At 32.9% G+C, this 12,053-nt stretch carries 8 protein-coding genes; 2 read left to right on the top strand and 6 right to left on the bottom strand.

Going from position 1 to position 12,053, the window contains the following annotated elements; genetic code table 11:
• Positions 1-144: 144 nt before the first annotated feature.
• The 4 genes from ABEB18_RS00965 to lon form a co-directional block, all read right to left on the bottom strand.
• Positions 145-1,521, bottom strand: coding sequence for a nucleoside permease (locus ABEB18_RS00965; protein WP_348797131.1), 1,377 nt, complete (start codon positions 1,519-1,521; stop codon positions 145-147).
• Positions 1,522-1,597: 76 nt separating this feature from the next.
• The gene (gene cmk / locus ABEB18_RS00960; protein WP_348797130.1) at positions 1,598-2,290 is read right to left on the bottom strand and encodes a (d)CMP kinase; all 693 of its coding nucleotides are present in this window, start codon (positions 2,288-2,290) and stop codon (positions 1,598-1,600) included.
• Positions 2,291-2,335: 45 nt separating this feature from the next.
• Complete coding sequence (gene porQ / locus ABEB18_RS00955; protein WP_348797129.1) at positions 2,336-3,364, bottom strand: type IX secretion system protein PorQ; 1,029 nt, start codon at positions 3,362-3,364, stop codon at positions 2,336-2,338.
• A 186-nt stretch (positions 3,365-3,550) separates the two neighbouring features.
• Positions 3,551-6,004 (bottom strand): endopeptidase La, encoded by a 2,454-nt coding sequence (gene lon, locus ABEB18_RS00950; protein ID WP_348797128.1) that lies wholly within the window; start codon positions 6,002-6,004, stop codon positions 3,551-3,553.
• Positions 6,005-6,577: 573 nt separating this feature from the next.
• On the opposite strand from lon, the gene ABEB18_RS00945 reads away from it, so the two are divergent.
• On the top strand, positions 6,578-7,900 hold the full coding sequence (locus tag ABEB18_RS00945; protein WP_348797127.1) for an ammonium transporter: 1,323 nt from the start codon (positions 6,578-6,580) through the stop codon (positions 7,898-7,900).
• A gap of 137 nt (positions 7,901-8,037) precedes the next feature.
• Positions 8,038-8,568, top strand: coding sequence for an NADPH-dependent FMN reductase (locus ABEB18_RS00940; protein WP_348797126.1), 531 nt, complete (start codon positions 8,038-8,040; stop codon positions 8,566-8,568).
• 53 nt (positions 8,569-8,621) lie between these two features.
• Here the strand turns inward: ABEB18_RS00940 and ABEB18_RS00935 are convergent, their stop codons facing one another.
• Positions 8,622-10,667 (bottom strand): protein-disulfide reductase DsbD family protein, encoded by a 2,046-nt coding sequence (locus ABEB18_RS00935; protein ID WP_348797125.1) that lies wholly within the window; start codon positions 10,665-10,667, stop codon positions 8,622-8,624.
• Positions 10,664-11,977 (bottom strand): tRNA lysidine(34) synthetase TilS, encoded by a 1,314-nt coding sequence (tilS, locus tag ABEB18_RS00930; RefSeq protein ID WP_348797124.1) that lies wholly within the window; start codon positions 11,975-11,977, stop codon positions 10,664-10,666. Before tilS ends, ABEB18_RS00935 begins: the two co-directional genes overlap by 4 nt.
• Positions 11,978-12,053: the final 76 nt, after the last annotated feature.

The following is a 12,053-nucleotide window of genomic DNA, read 5'->3' as shown; positions in this document are numbered from 1 at the left end:
TTCTTTATTGATTTTGTAATTTTTAAAATGAATTTTCATTAACCATTTCAACAACATTGCCTTATTTGTAAATAAATCTATTAGAGACAAAAAAATCCTAGTATCTAGCTAGGATTTATCGTAAGACATTTATTCAAAAAGAAATCAATGATGCAAATTTTCTACAGTGTTCGGATTATGTTCATGTTTGAATAAAATAGCAAAAGCAACCGCTATTATCAATGAATAAATAGCAAAAGCTAGCCAAATTTGATGCCAATCTTTCATCATAATTGTATTTTGCAATCCTCCTGTGTTTGTGATAGCATTTCCTTGACCTTGGATAAATTCAACTATTTTAGGATTCGCAACATCTGTTTTTAAAAAAGTAGCTAAATCAGACACCGAACTAAAAGACTTCGTAAAAAAACGATCAATTGCCCAGCCCGATGTAATACTCCCCAATATAGCGCCAACACCATTGGTCATCATCATAAACAATCCTTGTGCAGAAGAACGATTGGTTGTATCTGTATGTGTTTCTACAAATAATGAACCCGATATATTAAAGAAATCAAAGGCCATTCCGTAAACGATACAAGACAGAATTATCATCCATAATCCTTCGGCAGGATTCCCAAAAGAAAACAAACCAAAACGCAATACCCAAGCCAACATACTAATCAACATCACTTGTTTGATTCCAAAACGTTTTAAAGCAAAAGGGATTGCCAGAATAAATAATGTCTCAGAAATTTGCGAAATCGACATTATAATAGTTGAATATTTAACCACAAAAGAATCGGCATAAATCGGAAAATGTTTAAACTCATCTAGAAATACATCTCCATATGCATTTGTCAGTTGCAAAGCTCCTCCCAAAAACATTGAAAAAATAAAAAACAATGCCATTTTGTAATTAGCAAATAATTTAAAAGAACCTAAACCAAGTGTATCAATCCATGATGCGTTTTCTTTTATTAAACGTTGTGGTTTACAAGCAGGTAACGTAAAAGAATAAAATCCCAAAACAATTGCAGCAATTCCGGCTATATAAAACTGATAAGCAGTAGCCTTATTTCCAGTTAAATTAACAATCCACATGGCTACAATAAAACCGATAGTCCCAAAAACACGAATTGGAGGGAAATTTTTAACTACATCCTTATTATTAATTTTCAAGGCATTGTACGAAATTGAGTTACTCAAAGCAATTGTTGGCATATAAAAACACATCGCCAAAAGCATAACATAAATAAAAGCATTTGGAGTTTCTACCTGAGGCAGATAAAATAAGATTCCAGCATACAAAATTTGAAGTATTCCGTACAGTTTTTCAGCATTTACCCATCTGTCTGCAATTATTCCTGCAATGGTTGGCATAAATAATGATGCAATTCCCATCGTTCCGAACACTAAACCAAATTGGGTTCCCTCCCAATTTTTGGTTCCAAACCAATAATTTGCAATTGTAATTAACCAAGCTCCCCAAACAAAAAATTGGAGAAAGCTCATGAATATTAGCCTGTTTTTAATTCCCATAAGTAGATTTGAGTTTTATTTTTGAAGAATTTTGTAAGCCGTAAAACTACTATTTAAAATAAGATTAGCAAAAAAATTATAACGTATTAATAACATCGTTCACTAACTCTAAGACCGCATCAAATTGTTGCTTCCTATCCAGATAAGAATTATCAATCTCAATAGCATCACTGGCTATTACAAGAGGCGAATCTTCACGGTGAGTATCTACAAAATCCCTGTCAACCACATTTTTCAAAACCTCTTCATACGAAACACTGTCGCCTTTGGCTTGTAATTCCTCAAAACGTCTTTGTGCACGTGTTTCTGCAGCTGCTGTCATAAAAATTTTTAGTTCAGCATTAGGAAAAACAACTGTACCAATATCCCTACCATCCATAACAATTCCTTTGGCAATTCCCATTTCCTGTTGCTGCTCGACTAATTTTGATCTAACTTCAGAGATAGCAGCTATGGTGCTCACAAAACCAGAAACTTCTAAACTTCTAATTTCTTTTTCGACATTAATATCATTCAAATACATTTCTGCAAAACCTAATTCGGAATTAAAAACAAAACTCAATTTTACATTTGGCAAACTGTTAATTAATTTTTCTTTGTACAAAAAACCATTCCCTATATAATTGTTTTGCATTGCATACAAAGCTACTGCACGATACATTGCACCAGTATCTACATAAACATAACCTAAATGCTTAGCAAGTTGTTTTGCCAAAGTACTCTTGCCTGTTGATGAATATCCATCAATAGCTATAATTATTTTTTTCATATTTTAATGATTAGCTTAATTTTTTTTGTTCGCATTCATTTTGTCCTAAAATCCTTCTCCAAAATTTATAACCAACCCAAACAAGCTTGTATTTCCTGCCAAAGTATATTTTGAATACGAATAATTCAATTTTAATCTATTCAGTTTTAATCCAAAACCTAAAGAAACACCAGAAAAATTTCGTTGATCTTGAATTTGCAACTCCTGACCTCTTCTAAAATTATACCCAAATCTAAGATTAAAGGCTTTCTTAGGAAAAAGTTCGGCTCCAATTATGACATGTCGGAGTGCATTATTGAAAAAAGAGACTTTTTCTTCAGTTACAGTTCCGTCTAGAGAAGTTTCAGCATTCACAGGATTTGAAAAAGCTAAATTCCATTGCTGTAAATTTTCTAATGTTAAATACCATCGTAACGGAACATGTTCAAGTTCTTGAGAAACACCTGCAATAATCTCAAAAGGCAATTTTTCGCGAGTCCCGTCATAAGTGGTTAATTGTGTTCCTATATTTGTCAATGTCAATGCCCAGTTTATATCATTTTTTTCATCAATATAAACCACTCCAAAATCAACAGCTGCACCAAATGAATTGTATGTTTCTAAAGTAGAACCGATAAATTTCGCATTGGCTCCCAAATGAATGTCTGTGTATGGAATGTTATAAGCATACCCCAATGAAAGTGCAATTTCGCTTCCAGTAAACGAACTTGTCGGTAAACCATTTTCGTCATAACCGTCAAATTTCCCGTAATTTATATAATTGATACCAGCCTGGATTGTCTGTATATGTTGGTCATAGGTATAGGCGTATGAAGCCGTTCCGTAGGTAACTTCTTGATAGTAATTTCCGTAATTTAATGATAGGCGATTATGCATTTCGTCATTAATCGATGCGGGATTAAAAAGCGCCTGATTGACATCTTCATCATAAATAGTGATGACTTTTCCGCCTAGTGCAGCCTGTCTTGGAGATGTTATTAATGTTAAAAACTCATAAGTGTACTTCCCTCCTATTTGTCCGTAAGTAACTGAACAAATTAAGAATAAAAAGTAAAATAAAAGTTTTCGGAACATATAATTTAGAAAGAGAAAGTTCGAATTCAAGTATCAAACTTACGAAATAAAGAACGAATAAACTTAGAGTAATTTTCTAAAAAAAATCACAAGACATATTACAAGACTAAGGAATCAAAAAAAACACAAATTTTCACATTTGGATTTGTGAAAATTTGTGCAATCTATTTATTTAAATATGCCGTATTACTTTAAAACCTTTGCATTTTTAACTTTGTCTTTGGTAATAGCCAATTCTAGAACCTCACTCATTTCTTTTACATAATGAAACGTAAGACCCTCTAAATATTCTGGCTTAATTTCATCGATATCACTTTTGTTTTCATGGCATAAAATAATCTCTTTAATATTAGCTCTTTTGGCGGCTAATATTTTTTCTTTTATCCCACCAACAGGCAATACCTTACCTCTCAAAGTAATCTCTCCAGTCATGGCTAAGTTTTTCTTTACTCTTTTTTGAGTCAATAAAGAAACCAATGAAGTAAGCATTGCAATACCGGCACTTGGCCCATCTTTTGGAGTAGCTCCTTCTGGAACATGCAAATGGATATTGTATTTGTTCAATATTTCAGGATTCAATCCCATTATTTCGGCATTGGCCTTAATATATTCTAAAGCAATAGTAGCCGATTCTTTCATTACTGTACCTAAATTTCCAGTAATTGTCATAGAACCTTTTCCGGCAGAAAGCAACGATTCAATAAACAAAATATCGCCACCAACACTAGTCCAGGCAAGTCCGGTTACTACACCAGCCACTTCGTTATTTTCGTATTTATCTCTCTCTAATCGAGGAATTCCAAGAACTTTTACAATATCTTCTTCGGTTACTTTTTTGTTGTATTCCTCTTCCATAGCAACTGACTTCGCTGCATTACGAACAACTTGAGCAATTTTATTTTCCAATCCACGTACTCCAGATTCACGGGTGTAACCTTCGATAATCTTTTCTAATTGTTTTTTACCAATTGATAAGTCTTTAGATTTTAACCCGTGTTCGGTTAATTGCTTTGGAAATAAGTATTTTTTTGCGATTTCTACTTTCTCTTCAATCGTATATCCAGACATTTTTATCACTTCCATTCTATCAATAAGTGCAGGCTGAATAGCCGACAAATTATTAGAAGTAGCAATAAACATTACCTTAGACAAGTCATATCCCATTTCGAGAAAATTATCATAAAAAGCATTGTTTTGTTCGGGATCCAAAACTTCTAACAAAGCAGATGAAGGATCTCCGCTATGACTTGATGACAATTTATCTATTTCGTCTAAAACAAAAACTGGATTCGAAGTTCCCGCTTTTTTTAAACTTTGAAGAATTCGACCTGGCATTGCTCCAATATACGTTTTACGATGACCGCGAATTTCAGCTTCATCACGTAAACCTCCTAATGAAATACGAACATATTCTCTACCCAAAGCTTCGGCTACAGATCTACCAATTGAAGTTTTCCCAACACCTGGAGGTCCTGTCAAACATATAATTGGCGATTTCATATCATTTCGTAGTTTCAAAACTGCCAAATGTTCGATCATTCTTTTCTTAACATCCTCTATTCCAAAATGATCTTTGTCTAATATTTTTTGAGCATGCTTTAAATCAAAGTTATCTTTAGAGAACTCACCCCAAGGTAAATCCAAAAACAATTCCAAATAATTTCTTTGAATTCCAAAATCAGGTGCTTGCGGGTTCATTCTACGCATTTTTGATAATTCTTTATCAAAATGTTTTTGCGTTTTATCATCCCATTTTTTGGTTTTCGCTTTCAGACTCATTTCATCCATTTCCTCCTCTTGCGAAACGCCACCTAATTCTTCTTGAATCGTTTTCATTTGCTGATGCAAGAAATATTCTCTTTGCTGTTGGTCTAAATCAAATCGAACTTTAGATTGGATATCGTTTTTCAATTCTAATTTTTGCAACTCTATATTCATATAGCGAAGCGTTTCCAATGCACGCTCTTTTAATCCATTAATAGACAAAAGTTCTTGTTTTTCCTTAACAGACAAATTCATATTAGAGGAAACAAAGTTTATCAAAAATGAAGGACTACCAATATTTTTAATAGCAAATGTAGCCTCAGTAGGAATATTAGGGCTTTCGCTAATGATCTTAACTGCCAATTCTTTTACCGAATCAATAATTGCACTGAATTCAGTATCTTTTTTGGTTGGTCTTTTTTCAGGAACTTCTTTAATTTTAGCTTTCAAATACGGTTCTTCAGACACAACTTCGCTAATCTCAAAACGCTTTTTCCCTTGAAGAATAACCGTTACATTACCATCTGGCATTTTTAACACACGTAAAATACGAGCAACTGTACCAACTTTATTAATATCATTTATTGTTGGATCTTCATCTTCTTCATTATATTGAGCAACCACCCCAATTACTTTTCCATCAGCATTAGCATCGTTTATCAATTTGATAGATTTATCTCTTCCTGCAGAAATAGGAATAACTACTCCTGGGAATAAAACAGTATTTCGCAATGGTAAAATTGGTAGAAAATCAGGTAATTCTTCATTATTCATTTCTTCCTCATCTTCTGGAGTCAATAATGGAATCAATTCTGCCTCCGAATCAAGTTCTTGAAGTGACAAATTGTCAATAGTAAGTATTTTATGATTTGACATAATAGTATTTAAGTCTTTTTGTCATTAATTTATTAGATGGGAAGGCAAATATAAGCTATCACAACTAAATTTTAGGTTAATATCTGTATAGAAATACATTAATTTCTTGAGCCCTAAAATAAGGCAATCATTATGCCAAAATAAAAATCTTGATGATATAAATACCTTTTCTAGGAGTATCTAACACTTTACTATATCCAAAATGAGAATCTTCATTTAAATTCTGCAATAAAATATTTAAATCAGTTACTTATATATAGTGTCAAAAATCAAAAGGGTTTGAATATTCTTAAATCAATTTTAGAAATAACCATTATTGTGTTAACAAAATAATCGTTTAAAAGCAAAAAACAACGTTCAGATTACAAATTCACCATCAATTTCAAAACAAACCTTAAATAAAACTTAAAATTTAGTTAACACATTCTTTGTTTTTAAACTAAATTTTACCTACCCCTCAAAATACAATAGTCTAAATTGAAAAATTCACAAAAGTAACAGCGGCACCCCCGTATTTTTTGGCAGGTATTATATGATTTAATACTTTTATCAAAAATTAATAAATCAAAAACTATGCGAAAAATTATTTTAACTGTAACACTAATTACAATTCTGTTACTATCTGTATTCTCAATTTATTTCCTTGTAGAATCTCCAAAATTAGGAGCTCACGTTGTTGAATTAAAACTAGACACTGGTGACACAGCATGGATGATTGTTGCTACTGCCTTTGTATTATTAATGACTCCAGGTCTTGGTTTCTTTTATGGTGGTATGGTTGGCAAAAAAAATGTCATTAGCACAATGCTACAAAGTTACATGGCCATGATTATTGTAACTATTTTATGGGTTGTTATAGGGTTTGGATTATGTTTTGGTCCATCGATTGGTGGTTTAATTGGAGATCCATCATCAAATTTATTTTTTAATGGTGTAAGCGCAAATACTGCTTGGGAATTAGCTCCAACGATTCCAATGATATTATTTGCATTGTTCCAAGCTAAATTTGCAATCATAACACCAGCCTTAATAACGGGAGCTTTCGCTGAGAGAGTACGTTTTTGGGCTTACTTATTATTCATGATTTTATTCATATTAGTTATATATGCTCCATTATGCCACATGACATGGCATCCTGATGGATTATTCTTCGGATGGGGAGTATTAGATTTTGCAGGAGGAACTGTAGTTCACATGAGCGCTGGATGGGCTGCTCTTGCTGGTGCAATCTTCTTAGGAAAAAGAAAAGTACAAAAAACGAATCCTGCTCGTATTACTTATGTATTACTAGGTACTGCATTATTATGGTTTGGCTGGTTTGGTTTCAATGCTGGATCTGCTGTAGGTGCTGGTAGCCTTGCCGCTCAAGCCCTTGGAACTACTACTGTAGCTGCTGCTGCTGCTGCCATGGGATGGGTATTCCTTGATAAAATTTTAGGACACAAATTATCTGCAATGGGAGCCTCTATTGGTGCAGTTGTTGGTTTGGTTGCCATTACTCCAGCTGCTGGATTCGTAACTATTCCGCATGCAATGGCAATTGGTCTTATTGCAGCCATCATTAGTAACCTTGTAGTTAGCAAATTCCCTAAAGGAAAAATTGATGATGCTTTAGACGTATTTGCTTGTCATGGAGTTGGTGGTATGGTTGGTATGTTGTTAACTGGTGTTTTTGCATCTAAATCTGTTAACGGTGCTGTTACCAATGAAGGATTAATTTATGGAGACCCAACATTATTCTTAACTCAATTTAAAGCATTAATTCTTGTTTCTATTTTTGCTTTTGTTGCTTCTTATGTTTTGTTTTTTATTGTGAACAAAATTACACCTCTTAGAGTAACTGAAGAAAAAGAAGAGTTAGGATTAGACATCTCTCAACACGGAGAATTCTTATAAAAAAAAACACTCAAATTTCCTAAATACTACACTAAAACACTCTAGATGATTTTCTAGAGTGTTTTTTTTATACAATTTTATTTTTGCCTCCTTACCAACAATCTACTATCTTAGTAGTAACGATTTTATAATTAACTATGATAACTAAAAAAACAATTTTTATAATAATTGGCAGTGCAAGTGCAAATTCCGTAAATGAAAAAATCATCCATCACTTAGTCAACACAACAACTACTTATTGGGAGACAATTGTTTTCAAAGATTTAAAATCACTACCTCACTTTGATCCAGAACTTTCTATTGACAACACACCACAAGAAATAATTTCATTTAGAAACAATATCGAAAAAGCTGACGGAGTTATAATTTGTACTCCCGAATACATCTTTAGTATTCCAAGTGGATTAAAAAATGCAATTGAATGGTGTGTCTCGACAACTCTTTTTACAGACAAACCTACAGGATTACTTACAGCTTCTGCCAGTGGCGAAAAAGGACATGCAGAATTGCAGCTTATTTTTCAAACCTTGATGGCAAAATTCACAGATCAAACTACATTATTGATTCAAGGAGCAAAAGGTAAAATAAATGAAGAAGGCAATTTTACCCATGAAAAAACTAAAGAGGATTTTTATTTGTTTCTAAATTCATTTAAATCCTTACTATAAAAAATAAGGACACTCCAAGAGCATCCTTAAATTTTATCATTCTTATAATGGTATTATTTTTCGAAATTTGAAATCCCAATTTTTAACCATTTTTTATATTCAGCTATACTTACATAACTAATAGTAGGCTGTTGAGTATTAAGATTATTCCCTTCTAAATCCGTCAAAACATACAATGGTTGCGTATTAGTATTGTATTTTGTAATCATAAAGTCAGTCCATTTATCACCAATTGTTTCAATTTCTGAACCTGTCGTTTTCGAAATAAATTGTTCTGTTTTTGGCAATTCCCTTTGATCATCTACATACAAAGAAATCACTACCACATCATTTTTTAGGATTGAAAGAATTTCCTTTTCTGACCAAACATTATTTTCCATCAATCTGCAATTCACACATGCATGACCGGTAAAATCAAGCATTATAGGCTTATTTACAGTTTTTGCATAAGCCAATCCTTTGTCATAATCATCAAAAACAATAATTTGATGTGGCCCTAATTTTGCCCCATCTGGTAAAGCAGTGTTAGAACCATTTACTATTCCAGAACCTCCTCCTACACCAAGTGGGCTCTCACTATAAGACATTGGTGGAGGAAAAGCACTAATTAATTTAAGCGGAGCTCCCCAAAGACCCGGAATCAGATAAATCGTAAACGACAAAACCAACAATCCTAAATACAATCTTCCAACGGAAATATGAGTTATTGGACTATCATGAGGCAATGTGATTTTACCGAATAAATAAAAAGCCATTGCTCCAAAAATAGCAATCCAGATCACCAAGAAAACTTCTCTTTCTAGTAAATGCAATTGCAAAACCAAATCGGCATTGGATAAAAATTTAAAAGCAAAAGCCAATTCCAAGAAACCTAAAACCACTTTTACCGTATTCAACCAACCTCCAGATTTAGGCAATGAGTTTAACCACCCTGGAAACATTGCAAATAGCATAAAAGGCAACGCTAATGCTAATGAAAAACCAAACATTCCAACGATAGGTGCTATTCCTCCTTTGGATGCTGCATCTACCAAAAGTGTTCCTACAATAGGTCCTGTACATGAAAAAGAAACTATTGCCAATGCCAATGCCATAAACAATATCCCAATTACCCCTCCTCTATCAGCTTGACTATCTACTTTATTAGCCCAAGAATTTGGCAACATAATTTCAAAAGCTCCCAGAAACGAAGTTGCAAAAACAACCAAAAGAATAAAGAAAATGATATTAAAATAAACATTTGTTGATAATGCATTTAAGGCATCTGCACCAAAAATCCAAGTAACCACAAAACCTAATAGTACATAAATCAAGATAATAGAAATACCATACAGAATTGCATTTCTTATTCCTGCAGACTTCGTTTTGCTCTGTTTGGTAAAAAAACTTACCGTCATTGGGATCATTGGAAACACACAAGGTGTTAACAATGCTGCAAATCCCGAGAAAAAAGCGATGAAGAAAATCGACCATAAACTTCTATCCGAAGCTGCTTTGGGTTGCTCAACTGCATTGTTATCATTAGTTACAACCTTTTCCTTAGCCTCTACAGAAACTAAACTTGCGGAATCCTTTTGTACAACATCTAACTTAGCAGTGTCTTCTTTTACCGATTCGACAATAGTTGTTTTCACTGGTTCAATTACAGTCGAGGCTGGAATATTAAATGTGAATTTTTTCTCTAAGTTGATACAAACTTCTTTACAAATTTGATAATTCAACTCAACCTTAATCACTGTAAACTTAGGATTTACAAGTTTGATTTCTTGTTGAATTTGCGCTTTATCATGAAAAAATATTTCATTGACACCAAAAACATCATTGAATGCCGTAGTGGTTTTACTCTCTTTGGCTTTGCCTATCAAATCAAAATTTCCTTTTTGATCTTTAAAAATAATTTCTAATGGAAGAGGACCTCCATCGGGAGTAAATTGTGAATAGATATGCCAATCTTTTTCGATTACGGCATTGAAAGTTAAAATATAATTTGTTTCTGATTTTTTTTCGATTGAAGTAGTCCATTTTGCAGGATCTAAAACCTGAGCATTAATTTTTGCAAAAGCTAAAAAAGCAAAAACTATAAAGAGTAATTTTTTCATTCCAAGAATTCTATTTTAAGTATATTTTTTGTGTTATTATCAATTTTGAATCGGTGATCGGCTCGTAATCCAATGATCCAAACAATTTGATTATTCGAACATAAAATCCACGCATTTTCCTTTTCAATCAAAGACATTTTTTCGTCTTTAAAAAGTTTGCTTACTTTTTTAGATTTGCCCTCCATCCCGAAAGGCATAAAAACATCGGCTTCTTTCCATTTTCTAATTATCAAGGGATAAACCAATAAATCCGCATCGACAAATATAGCTCTATTTGAATTGTTATTTATGTGACTTACGTTACAGAACTGCAATTTTATAGGAAAATTAACTTCTGTTTGACTTTCAGATATGACAAACTCATCTAAACCTTGCTCTCGAACCAATGGATAAACTATGAGCGAATTTCTATCTTTTAATAATCGATAATCGGGTGCAAAAACCTGTTTTCCTGACTGACTATTGACTAAATCATAAATATCGTCCCAAGCCATAAACCCAAACTCCTTTAGCCATTGGTACAAATAAGATTGATAATTTGGTAGTTGTAGTAACTTTTTTAAATCAATATGAATTTCATCACCAACCTCAGTTGCAACTTGCTGATACACCATAATTGTAGCATCCTCAACCATTGCAAATGATTGTTGCAGGTAACTTTCGGTTTTTGAAAACGAAGTCATAAAATTAGAATTCAATTCCTTCAAAATTGGAATCAAATGATGACGGATTTTATTTCTCAGATACTTATCCGATGCATTACTGCTATCTTCTCTCCATTGAATATCATTTGCTTTGGCATAATTCTCAATTTCGGTTCGAGTCATAAAGAGTAAAGGCCTAACAATTTTGTCATTTTGCATCGGAATACCTGTTAAACCCTCCAATCCAGTACCGCGAGTAAAGTTAATTAGAAAAGTTTCTAAATTATCATCGGCGTGATGAGCCGTCAAAAGATAATCAAAACCTTCCTGCTCTAACAACTCATAAAACCAATTGTATCGTAATTCTCGAGCAGCAACCTGAGTCGATAATTTATAATCTTTAGCAAAAGCTTCTGTATCAAATTGGGTAACAAAAATTGGAATTTGATTAGTATCTGCATAGTCTTGAACAAATTTTTGATCTCCAAAACTTTCGATACCTCGAAGTTGAAAATTGCAATGTGCAATGGCCATTTCAAAATTTAAATTCTGAAATAAATGCAGTAAAACCATACTATCCAATCCTCCGCTCACTGCAAGAAGTAGCTTTTTTGAATTTAAAAAAGGAATCTCTTTTTCGATATGATTTTGAAGTGTGTCTTTCATTTATCAAAAGTACTATTTTTTTTAAAGACCGAGTTAGCTTGAAATACTACTTGAACAACCTTAAACTTTAAACTCT

The organism is Flavobacterium adhaerens, assembly GCF_040045115.1.
Classification (GTDB): Bacteria; Bacteroidota; Bacteroidia; order Flavobacteriales; family Flavobacteriaceae; genus Flavobacterium; species Flavobacterium adhaerens.
Note: the sequence above shows the minus strand (reverse complement) of the source record. Positions and strands in the feature narration are given on the sequence as shown.